The sequence below is a fragment of the Bacillus sp. es.036 genome (assembly GCF_002563635.1).
Lineage (GTDB): Bacteria > Bacillota > Bacilli > Bacillales > Guptibacillaceae > Guptibacillus.
On the sequence record NZ_PDIZ01000001.1, the window covers coordinates 865,834 to 889,922 of the forward strand.

27 protein-coding genes are annotated in these 24,089 nt (G+C 37.4%); 20 read left to right on the forward strand and 7 right to left on the reverse strand.

The genetic code is table 11. The annotated features are described in order from the left end of the window. Nucleotides 1–96 precede the first annotated feature (96 nt). The 14 genes from wecB (at nucleotide 97) to ATG70_RS04570 (ending at nucleotide 15,112) form a co-directional block, all read left to right on the forward strand. Nucleotides 97–1,191 (forward strand): non-hydrolyzing UDP-N-acetylglucosamine 2-epimerase, encoded by a 1,095-nt coding sequence (gene wecB, locus ATG70_RS04505; protein WP_098445715.1) that lies wholly within the window; start codon nucleotides 97–99, stop codon nucleotides 1,189–1,191. Further along, nucleotides 1,181–2,167, forward strand: a complete 987-nt coding sequence (locus ATG70_RS04510; protein ID WP_098443172.1) for a polysaccharide biosynthesis protein — start codon at nucleotides 1,181–1,183, stop codon at nucleotides 2,165–2,167. The genes wecB and ATG70_RS04510 overlap by 11 nt, the downstream gene beginning before the upstream one ends. Next, a complete protein-coding gene (locus ATG70_RS04515; protein ID WP_098443173.1) occupies nucleotides 2,167–3,000 on the forward strand; it encodes a dTDP-4-dehydrorhamnose reductase family protein in 834 nt (277 codons plus the stop codon). The genes ATG70_RS04510 and ATG70_RS04515 overlap by 1 nt, the downstream gene beginning before the upstream one ends. Beyond that, entirely contained in the window at nucleotides 2,993–3,889 is an 897-nt protein-coding gene (locus tag ATG70_RS04520; RefSeq protein ID WP_098443174.1) for an NAD-dependent epimerase/dehydratase family protein, read from the forward strand. Before ATG70_RS04515 ends, ATG70_RS04520 begins: the two co-directional genes overlap by 8 nt. After that, on the forward strand, nucleotides 3,886–4,602 hold the full coding sequence (locus ATG70_RS04525; RefSeq protein WP_098443175.1) for a glycosyltransferase family 2 protein: 717 nt from the start codon (nucleotides 3,886–3,888) through the stop codon (nucleotides 4,600–4,602). Before ATG70_RS04520 ends, ATG70_RS04525 begins: the two co-directional genes overlap by 4 nt. Further along, nucleotides 4,599–5,636: a glycosyltransferase family 4 protein gene (locus tag ATG70_RS04530; RefSeq protein WP_098443176.1), complete on the forward strand. Its 1,038-nt coding sequence runs from the start codon at nucleotides 4,599–4,601 to the stop codon at nucleotides 5,634–5,636. The genes ATG70_RS04525 and ATG70_RS04530 overlap by 4 nt, the downstream gene beginning before the upstream one ends. Nucleotides 5,637–5,749: 113 nt before the next feature. After that, a complete protein-coding gene (locus ATG70_RS04535; protein WP_098443177.1) occupies nucleotides 5,750–6,553 on the forward strand; it encodes a UTP--glucose-1-phosphate uridylyltransferase in 804 nt (267 codons plus the stop codon). A 39-nt stretch (nucleotides 6,554–6,592) separates the two neighbouring features. Beyond that, nucleotides 6,593–7,330, forward strand: coding sequence for a sugar phosphate nucleotidyltransferase (locus ATG70_RS04540; protein ID WP_098445716.1), 738 nt, complete (start codon nucleotides 6,593–6,595; stop codon nucleotides 7,328–7,330). Next, nucleotides 7,323–8,264: a dTDP-glucose 4,6-dehydratase gene (gene rfbB, locus ATG70_RS04545; protein ID WP_098443178.1), complete on the forward strand. Its 942-nt coding sequence runs from the start codon at nucleotides 7,323–7,325 to the stop codon at nucleotides 8,262–8,264. Before ATG70_RS04540 ends, rfbB begins: the two co-directional genes overlap by 8 nt. 34 nt (nucleotides 8,265–8,298) lie before the next feature. Next, nucleotides 8,299–9,144, forward strand: coding sequence for a dTDP-4-dehydrorhamnose reductase (rfbD, locus tag ATG70_RS04550; protein ID WP_098443179.1), 846 nt, complete (start codon nucleotides 8,299–8,301; stop codon nucleotides 9,142–9,144). Beyond that, nucleotides 9,137–9,595, forward strand: coding sequence for a dTDP-4-dehydrorhamnose 3,5-epimerase family protein (locus tag ATG70_RS04555; protein ID WP_098443180.1), 459 nt, complete (start codon nucleotides 9,137–9,139; stop codon nucleotides 9,593–9,595). Before rfbD ends, ATG70_RS04555 begins: the two co-directional genes overlap by 8 nt. Nucleotides 9,596–9,610: 15 nt before the next feature. After that, the gene (locus ATG70_RS04560) at nucleotides 9,611–10,315 is read left to right on the forward strand and encodes a class I SAM-dependent methyltransferase (RefSeq protein WP_098443181.1); all 705 of its coding nucleotides are present in this window, start codon (nucleotides 9,611–9,613) and stop codon (nucleotides 10,313–10,315) included. A gap of 33 nt (nucleotides 10,316–10,348) precedes the next feature. Further along, entirely contained in the window at nucleotides 10,349–13,750 is a 3,402-nt protein-coding gene (locus ATG70_RS04565; RefSeq protein ID WP_098443182.1) for a glycosyltransferase, read from the forward strand. Nucleotides 13,751–13,840: 90 nt separating this feature from the next. Then, a complete protein-coding gene (locus tag ATG70_RS04570) occupies nucleotides 13,841–15,112 on the forward strand; it encodes a glycosyltransferase family A protein (RefSeq protein ID WP_179886185.1) in 1,272 nt (423 codons plus the stop codon). Here the strand turns inward: ATG70_RS04570 and ATG70_RS04575 are convergent. The 7 genes from ATG70_RS04575 to ATG70_RS04595 form a co-directional block, all read right to left on the reverse strand. Then, a complete protein-coding gene (locus ATG70_RS04575) occupies nucleotides 15,109–16,083 on the reverse strand; it encodes a CgeB family protein (RefSeq protein WP_098443184.1) in 975 nt (324 codons plus the stop codon). The two genes, ATG70_RS04570 and ATG70_RS04575, sit on opposite strands and share 4 nt — an antisense overlap. Before the next feature lie 61 nt (nucleotides 16,084–16,144). Beyond that, nucleotides 16,145–16,414 carry a hypothetical protein gene (locus ATG70_RS04580; protein WP_098443185.1) on the reverse strand — a complete coding sequence of 90 codons (270 nt, stop codon included), beginning with the start codon at nucleotides 16,412–16,414 and terminating at the stop codon, nucleotides 16,145–16,147. A gap of 111 nt (nucleotides 16,415–16,525) precedes the next feature. Continuing rightward, complete coding sequence (locus ATG70_RS22350) at nucleotides 16,526–16,672, reverse strand: hypothetical protein (RefSeq protein WP_179886186.1); 147 nt, start codon at nucleotides 16,670–16,672, stop codon at nucleotides 16,526–16,528. Between the two features lie 135 nt (nucleotides 16,673–16,807). Next, nucleotides 16,808–17,125, reverse strand: a complete 318-nt coding sequence (locus ATG70_RS04585; RefSeq protein ID WP_098443186.1) for a hypothetical protein — start codon at nucleotides 17,123–17,125, stop codon at nucleotides 16,808–16,810. Nucleotides 17,126–17,148: 23 nt separating this feature from the next. Beyond that, entirely contained in the window at nucleotides 17,149–17,472 is a 324-nt protein-coding gene (locus tag ATG70_RS04590; RefSeq protein ID WP_098443187.1) for a hypothetical protein, read from the reverse strand. Between the two features lie 143 nt (nucleotides 17,473–17,615). Further along, entirely contained in the window at nucleotides 17,616–17,762 is a 147-nt protein-coding gene (locus ATG70_RS22355) for a hypothetical protein (RefSeq protein WP_160919193.1), read from the reverse strand. A gap of 77 nt (nucleotides 17,763–17,839) precedes the next feature. Further along, entirely contained in the window at nucleotides 17,840–18,631 is a 792-nt protein-coding gene (locus ATG70_RS04595) for a hypothetical protein (RefSeq protein ID WP_098443188.1), read from the reverse strand. Between the two features lie 146 nt (nucleotides 18,632–18,777). Here ATG70_RS04595 and ATG70_RS04600 point away from each other — a divergent pair, with 146 nt between their 5' ends. The 6 genes from ATG70_RS04600 (at nucleotide 18,778) to ATG70_RS04625 (ending at nucleotide 24,088) form a co-directional block, all read left to right on the forward strand. After that, nucleotides 18,778–19,956 (forward strand): hypothetical protein, encoded by a 1,179-nt coding sequence (locus ATG70_RS04600; RefSeq protein WP_098443189.1) that lies wholly within the window; start codon nucleotides 18,778–18,780, stop codon nucleotides 19,954–19,956. A 104-nt stretch (nucleotides 19,957–20,060) separates the two neighbouring features. Then, on the forward strand, nucleotides 20,061–20,972 hold the full coding sequence (locus ATG70_RS04605; RefSeq protein WP_098443190.1) for a hypothetical protein: 912 nt from the start codon (nucleotides 20,061–20,063) through the stop codon (nucleotides 20,970–20,972). Nucleotides 20,973–21,046: 74 nt separating this feature from the next. Then, complete coding sequence (locus tag ATG70_RS04610) at nucleotides 21,047–21,304, forward strand: hypothetical protein (RefSeq protein WP_098443191.1); 258 nt, start codon at nucleotides 21,047–21,049, stop codon at nucleotides 21,302–21,304. 662 nt (nucleotides 21,305–21,966) lie between these two features. Then, on the forward strand, nucleotides 21,967–22,293 hold the full coding sequence (locus ATG70_RS22660) for a hypothetical protein (protein WP_098443192.1): 327 nt from the start codon (nucleotides 21,967–21,969) through the stop codon (nucleotides 22,291–22,293). Then, nucleotides 22,272–23,522 (forward strand): hypothetical protein, encoded by a 1,251-nt coding sequence (locus tag ATG70_RS22360; protein ID WP_218925487.1) that lies wholly within the window; start codon nucleotides 22,272–22,274, stop codon nucleotides 23,520–23,522. The genes ATG70_RS22660 and ATG70_RS22360 overlap by 22 nt, the downstream gene beginning before the upstream one ends. A gap of 215 nt (nucleotides 23,523–23,737) precedes the next feature. After that, nucleotides 23,738–24,088, forward strand: a complete 351-nt coding sequence (locus ATG70_RS04625) for a hypothetical protein (RefSeq protein WP_098443193.1) — start codon at nucleotides 23,738–23,740, stop codon at nucleotides 24,086–24,088. The last annotated feature ends 1 nt before the right edge of the window (nucleotide 24,089 follow it).

Sequence of the window (24,089 nt, forward strand, 5' to 3'; positions counted from 1 at the left end):
AATGATTTCACTAAACTAGGAGATTGTCCCTTGCAAGCTATTCCAATCATCATAAATTATCTAGTACAACAAAGTAATGTAGAAACGAGGTCAGAGATGAAAGTTGCGACAATTCTTGGAACGCGACCAGAAATTATTCGATTAAGCCTCATTATTGAAAAGCTTGATCGTTTAGCAGAAGAGCATATTGTCATTCATACAGGCCAGAATTCCGTGCATTCACTTAAAGAAGTTTTCTTTAAAGAAATGGGAATTCGTACACCTGATTATACGTTGAAAGGAAATACATCTTCTCTAGGAGAACAGCTTTCCATTATGTTTAAAAATGTTGAACAAATTCTGTTAAAGCACCGTCCAGATCGTATCTTAATCCTTGGCGATACGAATTCAGCCCTATGTGCCTTATTAGGTGAAAGGCTCAATATTCCGGTAACTCACATGGAAGCTGGTAATCGATGTTTTGATTTAAACGTACCAGAAGAAAAGAATCGAAAAGTAATTGATGCGATTTCAAGCTATAACCTTCCTTATACCGTTCAAAGTAAGGAAAACTTACTGCGAGAAGGTTTTCCTTCAAACCGTATCTATGTAACTGGTAATCCGATCTTCGAGGTGTTAACACATTATAAGAAAGAAATTGAGCGAAGTCAGATCCTTCACACACTTAACTTACAAAAACAAGATTACTTTTTAGTTACCGTGCATCGCGCTGAGAATGTTGATAATGCCACAAACCTTTCTGAGATTCTTAATGGTTTATCAATGATTGCGGATCAGCATAACAAAAGAATGATTTGTAGTATCCATCCAAGAACGAGGTCAAAGCTAACTTCAGATCAATTACACCAGTTAAACTCGTTGATTGAATTACATGAACCGTTTGGTTTTTTTGATTTCATTCAACTTGAAAAGTCAGCTTTTTGTGTGTTGACAGATAGCGGTACAGTTCAAGAAGAATGTTGCTTGTTTCATATTCCAGCTGTAACAGTCAGAACGACAACTGAAAGGCCTGAAACAATTTCTTGTGGAAGTAACATCGTTTCAGGACTTAATGCAAAGCAAATAAAAGAAGCTACAAATGTCATGATCAATAGTCAGCGGAATTGGTCTTTTCCAACAGGCTATGATGACCCGGATGTATCTGACCGAGTTGTGAAATTTGTATTAGGAGGAATGAAGATTGTTCCGTAATAAAGTCATTTTAGTCACAGGGGGAACGGGGTCGTGGGGTAACGAACTGGTAAAGCAGCTCTTGCAAAAATCTCCTGCTGAAATTAGGATTTTTTCTCGTAATGAAACAAGTCAGGTTGAAATGAAGAGGAAATTTCAACAGAGTCCCCTGCTCACTTTTGTTATTGGTGATATCAAAGAACGAGAAGCACTACTTGATGCGAGTAAAGGGGTTGACTATATCTTCCATCTAGCGGCGTTAAAACACGTTCCCGTTTGTGAAGATCAACCGATTGAAGCATTAAATACAAATGTCATTGGCACTCAGAATGTGATACGTGTGGCCATTGATAATAAAGTGAAGAAAGTGATTTATATCTCAACAGACAAAGCAGCCAATCCTTCAAATTTCTACGGTTTTTCCAAAGCAATGGGTGAGCGTTTAATTATCCATGCGAATACGTTGAAATCTGATACAACGTTTGTTTGTGTTCGTGGAGGAAATGTTTTAGGAACAAACGGCAGTGTTATTCATGTTTTTAATAATCAAATTCGATCAAATCGAGAGATCGGGATAACGCATCCGGATATGACCCGCTTTTTCTTAACACTTGCAGATGCGATAAAGTTATTATTTAAAGCAACCTATGAAAGTCGCGGTGGAGAGATCTTCGTCATGAAGATGCCGACATGCAAAATTTATGATCTAGCTGAAGTGTTAATCGATGCATCAGGTGTTCAGGGGGTTAAGATCGTTGAACAGGGAATACGACCAGGTGAAAAGCTTCATGAAATCTTATTCTCTGAATATGAAAGTCAAACAACCCTTTATTATGATCAAGAATATTTTGTTATTTTACCATCAATCGAAATTAAAGGTCTTGAAGAACATTATGCAGCATTCAAACCTGTTAAGTTAACAAACTACAATTCAAGCGAAGATCTTATGACAAAGGATGAAATAAAGGCGATGCTGATTAAAGGTGGTTTTATGTAATGAAAATTCTTGTGCTCGGTGGAAAAGGAATGGCGGGGCACGTGATCGTTAAATACCTTAAAGATCAACGGAAATCAGATCAAATTCTCTATACTTCAAGGGATCCATTGGATATAGAAGGATTCTATCTTGATGTTTTAAGTCAAAGCGAGTTAGAGACGCTCATTGACAAAACGGAGCCGGATTTAGTGATTAATGCAATTGGCGTACTAAATAACGATGCAGAAAAAAATGAGCAGAAGGCATTCAAAATAAATGCGCTACTGCCACACCAGCTTGTAAAACTAATGAATCGAAGACGTGGTAAGGTGATTCATATTAGTACAGACTGCGTTTTTTCAGGAAAAAAAGGGAGTTATACCGAGTCAGATGCTCCCGATGGAGATAGCGTCTATGCACGTACAAAAGCAATAGGGGAGATTACTCAAGCACCACACCTAACGATACGAACCTCCATTATTGGACCAGAATTAAAAGCGGATGGCATTGGTTTATTTCTATGGTTTATGAGTCAAAAAGGAGAAATACCAGGATATCAAAAGGTTTTTTGGAATGGGGTTACTACGTTAGAACTTGCCCGGGTAATCAACCAGTTAATTGATGAACAGGTGGAAGGACTCATTCATCTCCATTCAAAAAACACGATTTCAAAATATGAGCTGTTAAAATTGATGAAGGAAATATTTGAGAAAAAAGATGTATCGATTATTCCTTCAAATCCCTTCTTTTTAGATCGTACCATTCTAAATACACGCGAAGACTTTCGTTATACGGGTCCTTCGTACTGGGAAATGCTAATTGAACTTAAGAAATGGATGAACAACAGTGGGTAAGCCAATTCTTCTGATTACAGGGGCTGATGGATATACAGGTAGACATGCTTTAAACTACTTCAAAGATTATCATGTTATTGGAGTAACGAGAAAAAAGAATGAATCGAAAAACAAACACTTCGCTGATTTAACTAATGAAGAAAATGTTAATCGATTGATTGAGCTCATAAAACCGGATATGGTCCTTCATTTAGCTGGTCAGAACCATGTAGGAAAGTCCTGGGAATCTCCCGTATCTACAATTCAAACCAACTTTATGTCTACGTTGTATTTACTATCTGCCGTGAAAAATTATGCTTCAAAAGCTAAGGTTTTAGTAGTCGGATCAGCTTTGCAAACAGAAAGCTCATACCCACACCCTTATAGTTACAGCAAGTCGCTGCAGGGAGAATTATTAAAGGTTTGGCAACAATTCTACGGAGGAAATGCAATCTTTGTCAAAACAACAAATTTAATTGGACCGGGACCATCGACGGGCGTATGTGCAAATATTGCTAGGAGCATTGTCGATCTGGAAAATAAAAAAATAGATAACGAGGCAATCCTTTACCTTCAAAATAAACAAGTTATGAGAGATTATGTGGATGTCCGTGATGCCGTACGTGCCTATCATCTCATTTTAGAACAAGGTAAGCCTGGCCAAGAATTCGAGATTAATTCAGGAGAAGTACGTTCACTTGAAGAGATTTCACGTATTTTTCAGGAATTATCTAAGGTCCCATTTACAGTTCAATTTGCTGAAAATAAGCATGATCAACCCAAGTTACTAACTAGTTTAGCTTTGAAGAGACTAGGATGGGAACGAGGATTCGATATTCGTACTTCTTTAGAAGATACGCTAAATTATTTTAGAAAGTTTTATAGAAATGAAGGAGGAGATGGCATTTGAAGAAAGTCTCCATTATTATTCCTTTTTATAATTGTGAATACATCGATAAAGCAATAGACAGTGCATTAGGGCAAACGTATAGCAATATTGAAGTCATTGTGGTTAACGATGGGTCAACGACTTTCGCTGAAAAAATTGTTCCCTATTACAATTCAATTCGTTATATTGAACAAAGTAATAAAGGTACTGCAGGGGCTTTAAATACAGGAATTAAAGCAGCTACTGGTGATTACTTCACCTGGCTTAGTGCCGATGATCTCTACGCAAAAGATAAAGTTGAAAAGCAATTAGCTTTTTTAGTGAAAAACAAAGCCATAATCGGCTATACTTCTTACAAACTAATTGACCACAACGGGGATATAACAAGTGATTCGGTGGGCGTATCGTTTCCAAGTCGACTTGCTTTTCTTAGACACTTAAAAAAAGGCTGTGCGATTAATGGATGCACCGTTATGGTTGAAATGCAGCTATTGAGAGAGTTAAATGGTTTTGATGAAGCACTGCCTTACACACACGATTACGATCTATGGGTAAGAATTGCTGAACGATACCACTTTGTTTACCAGAATGAATGTCTTGTCTATTATCGCGTTCATAATGAAATGGGAACAAAGAAATTTCCTGAGGCGATTCGAGTGGAGCTAGCAAGTGTTCGACGAAAGCATCGTTCTGCGCTTAGTTTGGCGATTCAAGCGGAACGGAGGAAGTTATGAAATTTACTTTTCCGATCCTTACTCTTTGCAAAGGCGGCGCTCAGCGAATGCTTGCTGAGCTTGCGAATGGATTAGTTGACCGAGGACATGAAGTGATTATTCTCATGCCTTCATCAGGAGTGATTGAATATTCGGTTCAGGCAGATATAAAACGCATCCCCAATTCATACGAGTTAAAAGAACAAGATTATCCTAAAGCAGATGTGATTGTATCAAATTACTATACGTTAGTTAATGAAGCTCAAAAAGCGAGTTTAAACCAAAAAGGGATTCATATCAGGTTAAGCCTCTGCTATGAACCTACTTTTTTACCTAAACAAGACCTTTCGTTTCCAAGCTATCACGTAACACCCCATCTCCTAGTGCTGTCAAAGTGGCATCGTGACTTAATTCAACTCAATCATGGAATTAAAGGAAAAATCGTTCCCGTAGGTATAAGTAAAGATTTTCACAACCAAAATATACGGTCACAAAACAAAGTTCCCAACGTAACAGCAATTATTAGAAAGCCCGAGGGTGGTTTTTCATGGCATCGAGAACAGGAATATTTGTTGAATCAACTCATGATTGTGCGAAAAGCAAATCCAGAGGTTCAGCTAACCTTAATTACGCCACCAAATGAACTATACACTTCACCTACCCTTCAATCCATAAAAGCTTCAGGATTGTATACCTTTCGTACACCCGCAGAGGATCAAGAATTAGCATATTATTACAACCAATCGGACATCTTTGTGAATTCTTCTACTTATGACACAGCTTCACTTCCGAGTCTTGAAGCGATGAAATGTGGTGCGGCGTTAGTAACCACATATAATGGCGGTAATGCTGATTATTGTGCCGATGGTATCAATTCGTTAATTTCGTTTCGTTATGAAGACCGACTTTGTTCAGATATTCTAAAGCTTTTAAATCAACCTAATTTGAGACGGAAATTAGCACAAAAAGGAGAAGAAGAAGCGGCGAAGTGGACCTGGAATCGAAGTGTTCAAGCGATGGAAGAAGCTATTACACAACTATTAAAAACGACTTAATTTTGTCGTTTTTTTTATGTCGGTTGTTTTAACCGCCTGATTATCAACGTACAAGTTACTGTCATGATTTCTCTCGAATAACTTAGAAGGAAAGATAAAGGGGGGAGAATGGCTTGATTAAGAAGGCAATCATACCGGCGGCTGGATATGGAACGAGGAGCCTGCCTATTACAAAAGTGATCCCTAAAGAAATGTTTCCAATCGGTGGAAAACCTGCCATTCAATATGTCGTGGAGGAGGCAGTAGCTGCAGGCATTGAAGAAATTTTAATCGTCGTATCTAGGTCCAAGAATTTAATTATGGACTATTTCGACGAGTCACTAGAGCTTGAAGCTTTCCTGAAGAAAATGAACAAAATCCATTTGTTAGAGAAAACGAAATTACCAGATGTGCACATTCAGTATATCAGACAGCCTTATGCAAGAGGCCTGGGTGATGCGATCTTACACGGAAAGCATTTTGCGAACAATCAACCAGTAGCTGTGCTTTTACCCGATGATATTTTTATTGGTAAAGGTAAACTGGCGCTTGAGGAATTGCTTGAATTATATAAAGAAAAAAGAACGAACGTTATTGGGATCAAAAGCGTTGATAAACAGAATTTGAAAGACTATGGGGTTATAAAAGGAAAAGAAGTGGCAAACAACATTTATCAAATATCCGATATCGTTGAGAAGCCTGTTTATGATCCTCCTTCAAATCTTGCTGTAACAGGTAGGTACATTTTTAATGCATCTATTTTTCGTTATCTTGAAGGGTTAACAACAGGAAGAAATGGAGAAATGCAGCTAACCGATGCCATTAATGCTTCATTAAAGGAAGAAACCTGTTTTGCACGCGAATGCCTGTCAGAGAGATACGATATTGGAAAGGAAAAAGAGTACATTTCTCTTGTAAATAAGATACTAGAAAGTTGATTGTCTAAAATGCTTTGGAGTGAAAGGATTGTGGTTAGTTTGAAAGGAGTAATATTAGCGGGAGGAAGTGGCACTCGACTTTCACCCATTACGAAAATCGTGAATAAACATTTCTTACCTGTAGGGAAGTATCCGATGATTTATTGGGCACTATTAAAGCTGAAGGAAGCTAACGTAGAGAACGTGCTTTTAATTATTAATGAAGACGATCAGCCTCTCTATGACAAGTTGATTGGTGACGGAAGGGAACTAGGTCTGAATGTCACTTATAAAATTCAGGATGAACCACTCGGAATTGCTCACGGTGTTTCCTTAGCGAAATCGTTTGTTGGAGATTCTAAGTTCATCGTCTTATTAGGTGATAATTTATTTCAAGATTCGTTAAAAAAGGCAGTAAGTGATTTTGAGAAAGATCAAAAAGTGGCTCATGTCTTTTTGAAGAAAGTGACGAACCCTATCGCTTATGGGATTGCGGAAATTGATTTGAAAACGAACAAGATTAGCGCCATTGAAGAAAAACCTGTCAATCCTAAATCCGATCTTTGTGTGACTGGAATCTATCTATATGATGCTAGTGTTTTTCGCTATATGAAGCAGCTGGTGCCTTCACAACGAGGGGAATTAGAGATCACGGACTTAAACAATCTACTCATTAAAGAAGGACAATTAGGGTATCAAATGTTAAATGGCTGGTGGATTGATGCGGGTACTCATGAAAGCCTTTACTATGCAAATCAGCTAATCAATGGTGATCGAAAGGAGTCTAAACATGAGTAAACAAATTCTTGTCACCGGAGGGGCGGGTTTTATAGGGTCAAACTTTGTTCGGTTGCTTTTAGAGACAACTGATTGGTATGTCACCAATATCGATGCCTTAACTTATGCGGCTCATCCAACCATAGTGAGTGAATGGTCAAACCGAAAGAACTATCGGTTCATGAAAATCGATATCGCTGACATAGAACAATTAGAAAAAGCATTTGATGTTACCTATGATGTTGTGATCAACTTTGCTGCTGAAACACATGTTGATCGAAGTATCGAGGATGCTAATGCTTTTGTTCGTTCAAATGTGATTGGTGTATCACATTTACTCCATTTGGTGAAGCAAGGGAAAGCAAAAAAGTATATTCAAATCTCAACAGACGAGGTATACGGATCCTTAACTTCGAAGAAAAAGCCTTTCAAAGAAACTTCCAAGCTTTCACCTAATAACCCTTATTCAGCAACAAAGGCAAGTGCAGACCTACTTGTTCAATCCTTCTACCGCACGTATGATCTTCCAGTTATTATTACGAGATGCTCAAATAATTATGGACCGTATCAAAATAAAGAAAAGCTTATCCCGAAAATTATTGAGCATATATCGTTAAATAAAAAAATACCTATTTATGGAGATGGGTTAAATATACGAGAATGGCTTTATGTTGAAGATCATTGTCGAGCGATTAAAAAGGTGATGTTGTCAGGTGAAGTCGGTGAAGTATACAACATCGGCTGTCATCAGGAAAGAACAAATCTTGAGGTCGTTCACTTTATTTTGAATTATATGGGAGGGAAGGAAGAATTAATCGAGTTAGTGAAGGATCGTCAGGGCCATGATTTTAGATACGCACTTAACTACAGTAAACTTAGTAAGCTTGGCTGGATGCCGCTCGTCTCTTTTGAAGAAGGGATGTCAAAAACGATTGATTGGTATGTTCAAGGTTAGAACAGATAAACCTCTTTCATGAGGAGGAAATCAATTGAAAATACTAATTACCGGTGGAGAAGGTCAAGTGGGTAGAGCTTTGTGTAACAAATTTCCAGGTAAAGATGTGATTGCCCTTGGAAAACAAACCTTAGATATTTCGAATAAGGATCAAGTGATAACTCTGTTTCTTGATGTGAAACCTGATATCGTTTTTCACTGTGCCGCATTTACTCAAGTTGATCAATGTGAAAAGGATAAGAAAAAACCTTATGAAGTAAATGGTATTGCAACAGGGCTAATTGCTCAAGCATGTGAAAAGGCTGGAGCAAAACTCATTTATTATAGCAGTGATTATGTGTTTAATGGAGAGAAAAACAAGCCGTATATTGAAAATGATCAAACAGATCCCCTATCAACCTATGGAATGAGTAAATGGATCGGAGAGAGACTTGTGCAGCAGTTATCTTCGAATGCAACCATTATTCGTACTTCATGGGTTTTTGGTCATGGAGGGAAAAACTTTGTAAATACGATGGTGAATTTGGCTAAACAACAAAAGGTGATCCGTGTCATAGATGATCAAGTCGGTTCTCCAACCTATGCGGAAGATTTAGCAGAGTATTCCGCGTCCATCATGCTTCACACTCCAGGCATTTATCATGTGACGAATGGGGGTTCATGTAGCTGGTATGACTTTGCAAAAAGGATTTACGAAGAAAGCGGCTATGATCCATCACTGATTCAACCCATTTCATCACTAAATTATGGCGCTCAAACGAAACGACCAAAATATTCTGTTCTAGATCATCAAAAGCTACTGGAGCTTGGCTTACAGGCTCCTCGAAAATGGGAAGCCGCCTTAAACGAATATGTAAAAAAGGAGTTTGGAAATGATTGAGGGAGTGAAAATAAAGCCAATCCAAAGACACTGTGATGACAGAGGTTTTTTCGCTGAGCTCGTTCGAGATGATGAACCAGAATTATTAACGAAATTCGGGCAAGCATCGTGGTCAATGAGTTATCCAGGAGTGATTAAAGCCTTTCATTATCATGAAAAGCAAGACGACTTGTGGTTTTTTCCTTCTGGTCACGCTCAGGTGGTGTTGTTTGATCTAAGAAAGGATGCTTCCTCTTATGGTATGACAGATGTTTACTATATGGGGGAATCTAATCAATGTCTGCTGCTTATACCTAAAGGGGTAGCACATGGTTATCGGGTTTTAGGTGAGGTGCCAGCCACCATTATTTATTTTACTACTGAATCCTACGATGCTAGTAAGCCGGATGAATTTCGAATTCCATGGAATTCTGAGGAAGTTGGATTTGATTGGGAAACCAAACATAAATGAAGGTGGGAGGATGCGATGAATCGTTTTTGGGGCAGTGTGATCAAGCCCATCTTACTTTCATTAAAGTTAAATAAAATCATTGAGATTGGAGCATATAAAGGTGAAACAACCTTTCGATTACTAGAATATTGTAAAAATGTTGAAGGGAATTTAATTGTTATCGATCCCTTACCTTTATTTAACGAGGAAGAGATTAATCAAATGTACAAAGGAAGCTATCAATTATACAAAAAAACAAGCTTAGAAGTTTTACCTATGCTTAATGACTATCAAGCTGTTTTGATTGATGGAGATCATAACTGGTATACGGTTTATAACGAATTAAAAGTGATTGAAAAGAAGAGTCTTTTTAATGAGAGCAAGTTTCCGATCGTATTTCTGCATGATACGGAATGGCCATACGGGAGAAGAGATATGTATTATAATCCAGAAAAAATCCCAAAAGAATTTAGAAATCCTTATAAAACAAGTGGTATAAAACAAGGGCAATCAGAATTAGTAAGGAGTCTCGATGCGGTTAATGTTCAGTTGAACAATGCACAATTTGAAGGCGGGAAACAAAATGGGGTATTAACGGCTATTGAGGATTTTTTGGAAGAAACATCAATCCCTTTAAAACTATTAAGACTCCACTCCAACAATGGGCTAGGTATCTTATGTCAAATAGATCCTTATGAGGAAAAGGTGATTCGTTATATCTTGAATGACTCAAACCTTTAAGTTAAATGACTGCTATAGAAAGAAGGTGTGGCCATGGCAGAGAAGTATAGTAGGTTGGCTTTTGATGAGAACTATTATAGAACAGGTTTAGGTGATATTCCTTATGATAGAGATATTCAGGGAGGAAAATGGCTTAACTTCTTTTCTACTATTGCAGATCAAGTTTTGTTAAATAATGACATCAGCAGGGTTCTAGAAGTTGGTTGTGCAAAGGGGTTTTTAGTTGAATGTTTAAGAGACAGAGGTGCTGAAGCATATGGATTTGATGTATCTGAATACGCCATTTCTACTGTAAGAAATGATATTAAGCCTTTTTGTAATATAGGATCTGCGGATGATCCTAGTCAATATAATGGTGTGTATGATGTGATAATTTGTATAGAAATTTTAGAGCATCTTACTGAAGAAATGGGTATGAAAGCCATCGATTTGATGTGTAAGCATACTAAGAAAATCCTTTTTTCTTCCTCACCTGATGATTATGAAGAAAAAACACATATCAATGTTCAACCCCCAGAATATTGGGATCTCCAGTTTGCAAAACATGGCTTTATGAGAAGTTTAGAAATGTGGCCAGAGCAGGTAGTGGCTAGCCATACTGTTCTTTATGTAAAAGAAGAGGACTTGAAAATCCCTGCAGAAATCCAAATGATGGAAAAAGAACTTACGCGAATAGAAAAATTGTATCCTATTAAAGGTCAAGAAGAAGAGTTTGATATTATCAAAGCACAACTAGCTTATGAGCTTGATAGGGTCATTCACAAAAAAAGTGTCATTAATACAAAGCTCAAATACGTTGGAACTGAAATTCATACGTTAAACAATTTGGATAAGAAAACGGTTAGTAATGATGTAGATTTAGAACAAATGCAATCGTTCATCTTTGAAAAAGAGGTCGTTTTAAAGGAAACTAATGAATTTCTAATGAATTTATTACAAACCATTAATAAAAAATTGGTATATTGCCATCAATCCTTTGACGAAAAAGCGTTGCTTTGGGAAAAAGGGAAAAACAATTGGCTTATTAATACATGTGTAAACGATCCTTTAGAAAAGTTAAAACACGAAAATGAGATGAAACGATTTACTCGAAAACCGCTAATAAGTATTCTGCTTCCTGTATATATCATTGACCATCGTATTTTGAGAGAGACGATTTCAAGCGTAAGGAATCAAACTTATCAAAACTGGCAGTTATGTATTGTTTATGCTGATAAGAAAAATAGAGATAACTTAAGTTATCTTAAAACCATCGCAAGAGAAGATCATCGAATTGATTTAATGTGTTTAGAGAAAAATGAAGGTATTTCTAAAAATACAAACCACTGTCTTAAAATGGCTCGAGGAGAATACATTGCGTTTCTAGATCATGATGACTTAATCACTGAGGACGCCCTTTATGAAGTAGTCAAAGCAATAAACGAGAATGAAAAGGCGGACATTCTCTTTTCAGATCGGGATCTGATTAATCAAAATTCTGATGTTAGATCTTCTCCATTATTTAAGCATGCTTGGTCTTGGGTAACCATGCTATCCGCTAATTATGTCATCCACTTTACTGTGATGAATAAAACGCTATTTGAAAAAATTGGCGAAATTGATGCACATTGTGACGGTGCTCAGGATTGGGATCTTTTTTTAAAGGCATCAGAATTTGCTCGAGAAATTGTTCATATTCCTAAAATTCTTTACCATTGGAGAGTAATCCCATCCTCTGCAAGTTCAGGCATACAAGCTAAACCATATGTTTTAGAAGCGCAAATGAAAGCTCTAAACCGCTACGTAACAAAAAGCGGGTTTGATGCAAGTATTCAAAGGAATGCTATGGGATTTATCCAATTGAACTGGCACTTGAAGCAAAGGAAACCTTTTGAAGTAGTGATTTATTTTGATGAGAAATATAACGAGGATTTATTAAAAAAGACACTAACTTCACTTGAAAATCAATATTGCAAACCGAAAAAAGTGACTATTATTGTACCGGCTGGATTTGATGAGTTGAAACTAAAACTAGATGAACGATTTACATTACTAAAGGAAGACTCGTTTAAGAAATTAGGGGAATTGGAAGTTTTTAAACAACCCTCTGATGGTTATCTCATGATCTTATGCGCAGGTGTGAAGTTTAATAGTAAAAATACAACTAGTCAGCTCATAGCCTGGTTAGAAGAAGGAGGATTTGAAGGGGCTTCAGGAAAAATAATAAATCAAAATCAATTGATTGAAAACGCAGGGTATGTGATGGCCCCAGATGACCAATTGATTGAACCATATAAAGGTTTTGATGAAAATGCCAATACAACATATGGGAGTGTGAATTGGTATCGCGAATACCTTGCAGTATCGGAAGCTTGTATCATGATGAAGCCAAAGTGTTTTAGTAAAAAAATAGCAGAAAAACAGCGTTTGGATAGAAAGAACATTCTTGAAGCTCAATTAGCTATATGTACAGAAGATGATGTGAGAATGGTATATGATCCATTTACCATGATTGAAACGTTCATTCCTTTCATTACCCCTACTACTAATGTGAAAACATCACGACAAGATAGCTATTACAACAGCGCAATTTGGGATTGGAACAGGGATTATCTCAAAAAAAATCATGCAGACCGAAAGGCAAAACTACTGAGTGGAGTGAAGGTTAAAACTGGCGCTGGCATCGAAATTGGCCCCTTAACGAATCCAGTTGTTACGAAAAAAGAGGGCGCTGTGTATTATATTGACCATACAAGTAAAGATGAACTAATTAAAAAATACCGTCATGATCCTAATATAGATATTACACAAATCAATGATGTGGACTTCATATGGGGAGAAAAAACGTTAAGAGAAGCGATTTCACGTGATTTAACGTTTGATTATGTGGTGGCTTCACATGTTATTGAACATGTACCTGATGTGATTGGTTGGCTAGACGAAATGAACGAGATATTAAATGTAGGAGGACATATTTGCCTTGCTATTCCTGATAAACGTTATACGTTCGATTATCAAAGGCAGCTGACTACAGTTGCTGAACTGATTGATTCATACCTGAACAAACTAAGAAGGCCAAGTCCAAGACAAATTATTGATTTTTATGCAAATGCGATAAAAATTGATACCTATGATGCGTGGAATGGAAATATTGTAGTTGAGAAATGTGAGCGTTTTGGCTCAGAGGAGACTGGTTTAAAATTAGCACAAACTAGTATGAATGAAGGTATTTATGTAGATGTCCATTGTTCCGTATTCACGTTTAATTCATTTTTTAAAGTATTAGAGACATTGTTTTTGCTCGATCTGTTGAATTTTAGAGTCGCAATGGCCTATGGCCCTGAGATCTATTCAAATGAATTTATCGTGGTTTTAGAAAAGCTTCCTCAAATTGATAATTTAGAAAAAAAGCGTCGCATTCAACTACATTCGTTATCGCGTTTTCGAAATCTATAGGTTTTAACGGTGGTGAAGGTAAAGGACTACTCATAGATGTCTATGGTTAGTCTTTTATTTCTGTTAAGCCGTGTTAAAGGAGGAATTGATTTGTCAGATCTAATTACGGTAATTCTTACGAGCTATAATAAACCGGATTTAGTAGAAAAAAGCATTCAAAGCGTGATTAATCAAACCATATCAAATTGGGAATTATGGCTTATGGATGATCATTCAAATAAAGAAACTCAAAACATTATTAAAACATATTTAAACGATAAGCGAATCAATTTCTTTAACAGTAACATTAAGAATGAAGATCGTTACAAGAAAACAAGATACGCTACATTAATTAATAAAGCAATTTCTCTTTCTAAAGGAAAGTACATTACGTACCTTACTGATGATACCACCTATCGATCGAATCGTTTAAAGGTAATGGCAGAATATCTTAATCAAAATCCTTCGCATCATATCGTTTATGGTGGTCAATTACTACAATATGTTGATGAAAGTTTTAATATCTTTTATGAAAGTGAGAGCAAGGCAAAAGAAATCTTATCGAATGCAAGTAATAAGGTCGATCATTGTTCTGTCATGCACACGCGCGAAATTGCTGAAAAAGTGTATTCAACGTACGAGAGTTATTGGAATGATGACCCTATATTTTGGCATAATGCCGATGCTGAGTTCTGGAACCGTTTAACAGACTTCGCCCCCTTTTATCCAGTAGACGGCAGTTTTGAAGTGGCCCTAAAGACCCCGTCTTCTTTTCAGGTACTAAACAAAGATGTCCCAGACCCTTTACCTAATGGTGTTCTTGTTAGAGGGTTATCGCAGGATATTTATTTAATAGATAACCAGAAAAAAAGGTTAATAAATGCAAAATGGTTTAACTACTTTAAATACCAACCATCTAAAATTGTTCAAATACCTGATCCACTTTTATATAAATATGAAACTGGAAAGTCCGTCAATATGAGTGACTTACCATACCAAATTCTAATGAAGGAGGACGGGGTTGAACAATACTTTTTGTATCAAAACAATCAAAAGAGAAAGATTCCAAATAGAGAAGTTCTTCAATTTTTTTCGCTTAATCAAATGTTAGCAGTAGAACTTTCTCCTACTTTTATTTCATCCATATCTTCTGGCAGTCCTCTTTCTTCAAAGATCAATCAACTTCAATTCCTACCGGATGGAAGGCTGTTCTCTTATAAAGATGAATTGTACTTGAGTCAAAATAACCATTTGCATAATATTGATGTTAACGTGGCTTTAAAATTAAAGTTTAATATCAGAGAAGCCATTAAGTTAAATGCTGAAGAATTCGGAAGTTATCAATTAGGGAATTCATTCATTTGGACGTTTAAAACATATTAACCCTTTTTCTTTTCGACAGTGGTGAAAATGTAGTCCAAGGAATGAGAGATCGTATAATGCTCTGATACTTTTTTCTCAGCATTCTTAGCGATCGTTTTTCTCAAATCATCATTTTTTAAGTAAAAGGTTACTGTTTCTAATAATTCTTTGTCGCCTTCAAAAAATACAACTTCTTTCTTATTTTTTAGATGAATAGGCAAATCTAGAACGGGTGTGATTAATTGAAATGATTGACATGCAGCAATATCAAAAGTTCGGTTGTTTACACTCTTAGGAATGACACCACTTGAATTAGAGTTGACTTCAAGATTAAACGGACGGTGTATATTTAAATTGATTTTCGCATTAGAAAAGTAATGAGAGGCAAGTTCGGGCTTTACCCAAGGGATAATAGTAAGCGAATCTCGATGAATATAGTTCCATAGAATATCTGCCCATTCAGGGCCAACGACTGTCATTTTATAATTGGAGTTATTTAATAAATATTTGACCAATTGAATCCTATTTGGATAAGGACTACCAATTAAGCAAATATCACTGGCATAATTCATATTTTGCGCTCTTTTTTTATGGATACCACAGTCTGTGCCAAGTGGCAAATAGTAGACCTGTTTATGATCCATCTTAAGATACCTTTCATAGGCTGCCATGTCTATCGTGAAGATGTAGTCATATTTATGAATGATGGGTACAGTTAAATCGATATAGTAGGGATCTTCCGTTAACCAAATGGCAATAGGCACACGTTGCTCGTCTATCCAATCTCTTAACTGAGGAGGAAAGGTATATCCAACTGTTGTGAGGATAAGGGCTGGCTTGAATTCCAATATCATTTCTTTTAAATGATTTAATCCTTTAAATAAAGAAGCAGAGCAGCATTCATGTTTACTAGCGTGAATCGAATTAATGATTTTAGAGTCAATGTACTCGTATATACCCTGAAAGCCTGAAGAAATATAGAATACCTTCACCAATCACACCTCCATCTTTGTAAATGAGAAAAGCAGGCTGTAGAAACAGCCTGCAAAAGTATTAAAGTGGAGTTACTGAAATACTTGCAATGTCTCTGCAGTCTACAACCGTTACAGCACCACTTGTAGAAGCTTGGCTGATAAATGTTGCACAGCATGTCTCAGGATCAAAACAAGCGAATGTAACAGGACCAAGTGGTAAAGCTACACCTACGATATTGATCGTTACTCTTCGACCTGGATCCAAGTTTCTTAGTGTGTCACAAGCACACCCGTCGCACTTGTTACATTTTTGCGTCTTGTGTCCGTGATTATCATCAAAAAGACTCATAACTATGTCCTCCTTTTTTTCGAATCTCACCTGAATTTTACAGGGTTAATACACTATATTCTTTTGGTAAGCAATGGAATAGATTGATACCTATTTATCACTGTAATTGGATTAACAACCAGATGACTTTCTAAGTGTTGTTTCCATGCAGCAGCGGTTCGTTCTGCGATTGCGATAGCGATCTCGGCGATTTGTTGAATGCTTGTCTGAACATGGTTCAAGTTTTTTTACTTGCTTTTTATTGCATAAACAAGCCATTTTATTCCCTCCTTCGTACAAGCCATACTATATGTTATTGATCAGCTGTTAAGATGTGATGATGATTACGTGGAATTTTAAAGAAAATAAAAAGGAGCAGGATTACTTTCTCCATTGGTAACTTATTATGCGAAATCATATTGGAAATACATCAGGGGCAAAGCTAAACGAATAAACATCTCGACAATCAGCTGTTATGAATTCAGTGAATGGCGTTCCATTAAATTGAAACCCAATCTTAGCGCAGCACGTTGTAGGATCAATTGAGAACAAGGTGATTCCACTAATGCGGCGTGTACCTTGTGGAAGTGGTGGTTGTTGAAGTCCCAGTGTAAAGGCCTGGTTTGCTATTTGAATGGCCCCAAGCGCTACGTTTGATTTACCCGCGAAAGTTTTGCAAAAACAGCTCTTACAAGCCGTATGAACAACTTCCTTTTTATTGCAACAGCTCATTTCTTTTCCTCCTATCTTGATGGTTATGCTGGTAGTGTTTGATACGCTTGAATTCGATTACAATCAATCACGGTTTCTGCAGTATAGATGCCATTTGGGAAGCCTGGTACTACAACTGGAGCGTTAAAAAGCGTAACCACTACAAAATGCGCACAGCACGTTTCTTTATCAATTTTCGTTAAAGTGATACTTGCAACGATTAACGTGTCTCCTGTTCCTGGAACTGGCCCGACCTCAACTGGAAAAGGAGCATCTTGTACAAAAATTGCTAAGAAATTGGGTGATTTTCCCCTTGTATCTTCAAAGTTGTCACAAAAACAGCTGGTGCACTTGATTTCTTCTTCCATATCTACCTCTCCTTTCAACTGAGGATGATAAATTACTATAATAAGGTATGTGCTATATCAACTGATGTATAGATGAAAGTCTATTTATTTAAGGAGCTAAATTCATACATAAAGAGAGATGAGGGAATATTCCTCATCTCTCTTTATTGGTCGTTATTTGGTTTCCATGTTACTTTTCCACAAGACTTGCATCCAGGTTTCTTAATTGTAGGCTGAGTGGTTTCTTGTAAACCAGATCTCCTTCTTCTTTTCACTTCTTTGTATAATGCCTGTATATCTTTCTTTTTCATGGTTAGCCTCCTGCTCTCATGACTATTCGTATTGATAGTATAGCTTATTCGAGCAGGAGGGACGGGGTGCCGGCAAATCAGTGTTTATTTTGGAAAGGATTGATGATTTTGGCTTCATTTGTTTTCGTTTGAAATTTAAAAGGATTAAATGTAGTGGTCTCTTGATTTTTTTGTTGATTAGAAAAAGGAGAGAGGGAACCCTTTTTTGTTTGGTTAGGTGATGTCTCATTTAGGTGTGAAGGCATTTTAGGGAGATCTGGCCATTCGTTTAAAGTCGAAAGATGATTAAGCTGCAGCTTGGCGAAGTCAGGATTGATGGTCATTAATATCCGATCCACGATTTTTCTATAAATAGAAAAAGAAATTTCGTCGAGGGGTTGGAATGTTTTTCGATGGAAACTCTGTATGATTAAATAGTTAAGCCATTGGACGGTGTACTCTTTCAATCTAGGATGAATACGTACAATGATTGGTGAGAGCACTGCGGGGAGCCAAATCTGTTCATGAATGACTTGTTTTAGATCACCATAACGACCACATGGTTTTAGATTGTATGTCATATTCATCACAGTTAAAGAAATGGGATAGGAAAGTGTTTCTTCATATGAAATGAGAAACTCAACATCACTTGAGATACTTTTGGTGGTTGTGCATAGTGAAACTTCTGTATGACGTAATGTTTTATTGAGGTCTCTAAAGGAGGAGGAGTTCAACCCCCTCACATCAACTTTACAATCAGTCAATGCTGGGACAATTTTTGATTGGTCTAGAACGATTTTAAGGCCCCAGTATGGTAGTAGAATTTGCAGTGCTTTTATTTCTTCAGTCGGTAATGTAAACTTTGTTTTCTCCCAAAATAAAATATTCATCGAAACCTCTCCTTCAAGAATTGCACAATAAAGTTTTCATTCTTCATTCAAAAAAATTTGGGCAGCCCCGGTAGTTGCAAATCTGTGCTCTTTCCATACTATGTAGGGAATCAACCTATCATGAGAAAGAAAGGAAGGAACGATATATGGGTCACAAACCACATAAGAATCGCACTTCACCAACAGCTGCAAACAGCTTACAGGATGAGTGTATTCGCGTTCAAAAAGTATACGACTGGGTGACTGATCAATTATCTGTAAGAAAGACAATTGAATTTACAGATGAGCAGATCGCTTTGATTGAAGCAGCCATGGAAGATCCAACGAGACGTCCGTTACGTATCGTTTGTAACGTGCCAGAAACACCACCTTTGTTCCCGCTTTCTGGGAGCGACCAAGAAGGAGAAGGGTTCCTTTGTGAACAAATCGGCGATAAGAGAGATGTCAATGTTGCACTTCCTGGGGGAGGATTAGCAGACGCTCAGCTAGTGGATTTACTATTCACTGCTGATTTACAAGTTCTTGTTGTTGACCGAAATGGTGTAGTAGTAACAGAAGTTGATTGCAGTACATCAATATTAGAGTCATTTGTTCTTTGTTTTCCGGATGGAACTGACTTATTCTGCCGCATTACAAAAATTGTATGCCGAATTCCTTCGGGAACCGTGCTATTAAACTGTCCATCGCCAACTTCATTCGATCTAGAAGTGATCTTCTGTGTGGATATCCAAGTAGAAGCTGAAGTGAAGCTAGAAGTACTTGCGAAATTCTGTTCACCACGAGACAACGACTTGACAGCTGGTATTGATGATATTATTGACGAATGTCCACCGATCGAATTCCCAGCTCAGTGTCCTGATATCTTCCCTAGGCCGAACTGTGACTGCTCTCTAACTGGAGAAGCAAGTGGCAGAACGACAGGAGAAGATGAAGGTACAGCTACACTACTTGCAAACATTTGCGGAGACTGCAGTTTAAATGGAAGTACATTAAAACTCAATTTCCATGATACTGATAGTAGTGATGGAGGCCATGACTTTACCTTTACAGCCACACGTTTTGAACAGGATACCTTACACTGCAAAGAATGTGAAAGTGGACTAAAATTTGTTGTTGAAGGCTCAGGTGTGACCGATTCAGGTAAGTTACTTGATTTCAAACTAGCTGTTGTCGGAGATGGCCATGAGCAAGCGTTTGAAATGCATCTTATAAATCGTCGTGGAAAAACGGTATTTAATACTGGAACAGTTGAGGTTCATGAAGGCGAATTGGAGATTGAAGACTGTATTAATTTTGATGATGTAAAGTTTAAAAAGCAGTCATAAAGTCTAAGTGCAGGAGAATACTTCCTGCACTTTTTTGTTATGAATTGGGTTTACATTCATACATATAGAATAGTGAAAGTTTGTTTGCGAGGGGGGCGAACAGTATGCAAGGAGAAAAGCTAAGTTATTCTCGTCTCGTTACCCGAACGAAGTATTTTCAGGAAAAGTCACTAGAGCTAGAAAAAGAACTGATATTCGCTCAAGATCAGGTCAACGCTTTAAAGGGGAAATTAGCCTCTTTAGAAGAAAGTGATCAAGAACGAATCAATTTAAAAAATGAACTGGAACAATTACAGGAGGACATTGAGCAAAAGACAAAAGAAAACGTTGCTAAGATCGTTGAGATTGAAAAAAGAAGTGCCGTACAAGAAAGCATTAAAAGTTATGTCAATAAGATTAAGGGATATGAAACACTTTTAGCAGAGATGCAAATTGATATTAATGAAAAGGATAAACTGATTAATCATTTGCAGGGAAAAATAAAAAACTTGGAAAAAAGAGCGAAATTCTTAACAAAACCGAATGAAACGGAGGGAGATACGGAGACAACCGAAGTAGAGGAATCTTATGCTGTAGCCTATTTTAATACTTCCGTTATTTTGAATGGGGAAAACTCATTTATTATTCGAGGCGCCTTACAAATTGAGAATTGCGGAACGAGGAAGCTGCATAATCCGATTATTTGTTTCCGGTTCAATCCCCCTAATATCGCTGTTTTAAAAGGAAAGATTTTTCCTGTTGATGAGGCAGAAATGCGTTCAAAATCAAATAGTGAGCAAACGCAATGGGTATTTACTGAACATGATTGGCTTGAGAAAGCGAAAGAAAATGGAGAGATTTGGGTAGCGCCATTACATCCAGTGACTCTTTTACCAGGTGAGCAGATTGGAATTGACAGTTTTCAAATTCCCATTAAGTCAGAATTTAAAGAGTCAATCAATATAGAAGGGTTTGTGTATTTTCAACAGGATAACTATCGGATCAAAGTCTCCAATCAGATCGCAATTAGTTATTAAAAAGGATGCCCAAACCTAATATGGGATGTTTGCATAGAATACTACGTATTAGGAGTAAAAAGGGAGGGCATCAAATGTCAGAAAAGAAAAGAAAGCCGCAAGTTATCCATGTTAATAAGTTAATAGTAAAAGCAGACGAAGTGATCATTAAAGATGAAAGAGAGCATCATCATAAAGAGGAAAAGCACAGGGAAGAAAGACGAGAAGAAAGAAGAGAAGAAAGAAGAGACCCATGGGGGTTTTTTAATCACCGAAAGAACAATGAAGTGGAAGATAAAGAAGATAGATACAAAGAAGAGGATAAAGGAAATGAAGGTTTTTCTTGGTTTTAAGAGCAGATATTATCTGCTCTTTTTATGTGTCTGAATATATGCGCCATTAGTTAGTTGTTAGCTTATTCCATTTGAGGCTACATATTGAACAGATGAAGTCTAGTTTGATACGAAAGAATCATTGCATCTATGTAAATAATGAAATGAAAACTGAAGCATTGTTTTAAATTTTTCTCATATAAAACTTGATTAATCATATATTGTTTGAGGATATAACGTCAAAGTAGTGACATTAACAGTCAATAAAAGTGGATAACACTGAACACAAGAGAAGGGAGAGAAGGTGCTACGATTAACCACTGGTCCGATTAAAAATTCATTGCAAAATGGTTTAGGACTTCTAAGCGGGTGATGATTATGATCGTTAATAGTAGTGATGTTAATACCAGCACGGTAGAAATAGTGGGAACGAACCTAATACTGCTAATCAGAATTGATCAGTGTGGTTTCAAAGGATTATTATGCTGAACTAGATGGATTCCAGTTGTCAATTCATATTTCAGGTCTCGCACTTTCTCAAACAAGAATATCTGTTTGGGGAAACTCGGATGGAGTGATCCAATGAGCCCATAGACTTGTTCTATCTGAATTGACAATTAATTAAATAGCCTTTTACTCTTTTTTATTTTTAAATTAATGATCGTAAAAAAAGGAGGAGTAAAATGCCATTATTGTATACTGGCCCAATCGATAATGCTCCTGTAAATGGCAGTAGAACTACCCAACAGTTTTCGGTAAAAATAACAAATCGTAGTACAACAATGTATGGAACTGTTTCCATAGAGGGATATATTTTAAGCAGTACGAGAACTATATATGTTCAAGAATTATTTAGTATTGCTCCGAACCAAGTAATTACTAAGACATTTGTGGCGAATTTTAATGCCTTTGAGTTTATATTCATTACAGGTGGAGCGGCTGAGAATGTCATTGATGTATCTGCTGGGGGAAAAATGTTGAAGGTCAATTGGTTTCAGCCCATCGATTAGTGTCATCCGAATTATTAGGAGCTCAAATAGAAGGAGTAACAGGGGCAACTGGAGCAACGGGAGCGACCGGGGAGACCGGTGCAACTGGAGCAACGGGAGCGACCGGGGAGACCGGTGCAACTGGAGCAACGGGAGCCACCGGGGAGATCGGTGCAACTGGAGCAACGGGAGCCACCGGGGAGACTGGAGCAACGGGAGCAACTGGAGCCACCGGGGAGATCGGTGCAACGGGAGCAACTGGAGCCACCGGGGAGATCGGTGCAACGGGAGTAACTGGAGCGACCGGGGAGACCGGTGCAACTGGAGCCACTGGGGAGACCGGAGCAACCGGCCCAGGAGTATTTCAGTGGGGTGAAGAGACCGTTATTTGGGCGGACTCCAGTGCAACTGGCCCAGGAGACGGTACACCTTCAGACCCATTTAATTCGTTGCAAGCTGCTGTTAATGCTGCAACAAGCAGTGTTTTCGCCACAACATTTGGCATGAGAGCTCGATTAGTTATTTTAATTGCAGCTAATTCAGTATTTAATGAAGATATCGTAATACCTCCTGCCAGACATGTGCAATTGCTTGGTCTTGGCCCGTGGGTACTTGGAAGTGGCGATTTAGCATTTTTTAATTCTTCTGTTTCTAGGAATATTACGATTCAAACCGATTCTAACCTAGAAAATTCTTATAACTCTCAAGGTCCAGCTTTCCAGGCGCGACCTGTTACAGTTATCGGAACGTTAGATAATGGTACCTCAGTGAGTACCCATACTAACTATACAGATGGTGCAATTATTAGCGGTGACGTAATATTTGAGAATGTTTATCTTCCAGATCCATTCAATACGATTGAATTTCAAATATTAAATGCAAGAGTTCAAGGAAGTATCATAGGGGATTTAGTAAATCCTGCACTGGGGCAACTAAATACCTATATTTATCACAGTAGAATCAATATTGTTGATAAACCGGGTATGAGAATTAATCGTATGGTCGACACGAGGGTAGACGGAACAATGAATTTTACGGGATATTCCAATATAGTAGATTCCTGGATTCGTGGCGATGTAACCGTTACATCTGCGATTTCGGATGTACCGCCAGTCGGAATCTACGATACACAGTTCGATACGATCACCTGGAATGGGCCGCTTGTATTGGACACTTCTTCAAATTATTATTTTGTAACCTCGGGTTCTAGCTTAATAGGAATTAAAACAATCCTATATAGCTTAGCGTAAATTTAAATATGAAAACAACACTATAATTTACGATTTTTAAAAAAGTGGAAATCTCAATGTGATGTGTGTAAGTTTTTAAAAATCCTTTCTTATTTGAAAGGGATCAACATATAGTGTTTGAGATTTAACTTAGTAATGAAACACTTCATAAAGGGAATGTGGATCGATTGAGGTTATTAAAGAGGTTGAATTGTATGGGATAAGGAGGTGAAAGGTTGGTTACATTGACGACTGGGCCAATTGAAAATAAACCCACTAATGGTATCAGGACAACGCAACAGGTGACAATTAAGATTTCGAATCGTAGTTCTGTCAATACCTCTACAGTAGAAATTGTTGGAAAGAATTTAAACGGAACTCAGACTGTGTATGTCTTAGAACTAATAACCATTCCTGTGAATGGTGTCGTTTCAAAGACTTATTTTGCAGATCTTGATGGTTATCAATTTTCGTTTAATATAACTGGTCTTGCCATGACTCAAACAGGAATATCAGTTTGGGGAAAGGCGAATGGCACATTGCAACCAGCACATAGACTTGTCCTATCAGAATTGAAAGGTGATTAAA

Bases quoted from the DNA above. Each gene is read 5' to 3' on its own strand.
- ATG70_RS04595 (WP_098443188.1), bottom strand. From the start codon at position 18,631: ATGAATATTTTATTTTGGGAGAAAACAAAGTTTACATTACCGACTGAA.
- ATG70_RS04610 (WP_098443191.1), top strand. From the start codon at position 21,047: ATGTCAGAAAAGAAAAGAAAGCCGCAAGTTATCCATGTTAATAAGTTA.
- ATG70_RS04515 (WP_098443173.1), top strand. From the start codon at position 2,167: ATGAAAATTCTTGTGCTCGGTGGAAAAGGAATGGCGGGGCACGTGATC.
- ATG70_RS04600 (WP_098443189.1), top strand. From the start codon at position 18,778: ATGGGTCACAAACCACATAAGAATCGCACTTCACCAACAGCTGCAAAC.
- ATG70_RS04590 (WP_098443187.1), bottom strand. From the start codon at position 17,472: ATGGAAGAAGAAATCAAGTGCACCAGCTGTTTTTGTGACAACTTTGAA.
- ATG70_RS04530 (WP_098443176.1), top strand. From the start codon at position 4,599: ATGAAATTTACTTTTCCGATCCTTACTCTTTGCAAAGGCGGCGCTCAG.
- ATG70_RS04585 (WP_098443186.1), bottom strand. From the start codon at position 17,125: ATGAGCTGTTGCAATAAAAAGGAAGTTGTTCATACGGCTTGTAAGAGC.
- ATG70_RS22350 (WP_179886186.1), bottom strand. From the start codon at position 16,672: ATGGCTTGTTTATGCAATAAAAAGCAAGTAAAAAAACTTGAACCATGT.
- ATG70_RS04555 (WP_098443180.1), top strand. From the start codon at position 9,137: ATGATTGAGGGAGTGAAAATAAAGCCAATCCAAAGACACTGTGATGAC.
- ATG70_RS22660 (WP_098443192.1), top strand. From the start codon at position 21,967: ATGCCATTATTGTATACTGGCCCAATCGATAATGCTCCTGTAAATGGC.
- ATG70_RS04580 (WP_098443185.1), bottom strand. From the start codon at position 16,414: ATGAGTCTTTTTGATGATAATCACGGACACAAGACGCAAAAATGTAAC.
- ATG70_RS04605 (WP_098443190.1), top strand. From the start codon at position 20,061: ATGCAAGGAGAAAAGCTAAGTTATTCTCGTCTCGTTACCCGAACGAAG.
- ATG70_RS04560 (WP_098443181.1), top strand. From the start codon at position 9,611: ATGAATCGTTTTTGGGGCAGTGTGATCAAGCCCATCTTACTTTCATTA.
- ATG70_RS22355 (WP_160919193.1), bottom strand. From the start codon at position 17,762: ATGAAAAAGAAAGATATACAGGCATTATACAAAGAAGTGAAAAGAAGA.
- ATG70_RS04565 (WP_098443182.1), top strand. From the start codon at position 10,349: ATGGCAGAGAAGTATAGTAGGTTGGCTTTTGATGAGAACTATTATAGA.
- wecB (WP_098445715.1), top strand. From the start codon at position 97: ATGAAAGTTGCGACAATTCTTGGAACGCGACCAGAAATTATTCGATTA.
- rfbB (WP_098443178.1), top strand. From the start codon at position 7,323: ATGAGTAAACAAATTCTTGTCACCGGAGGGGCGGGTTTTATAGGGTCA.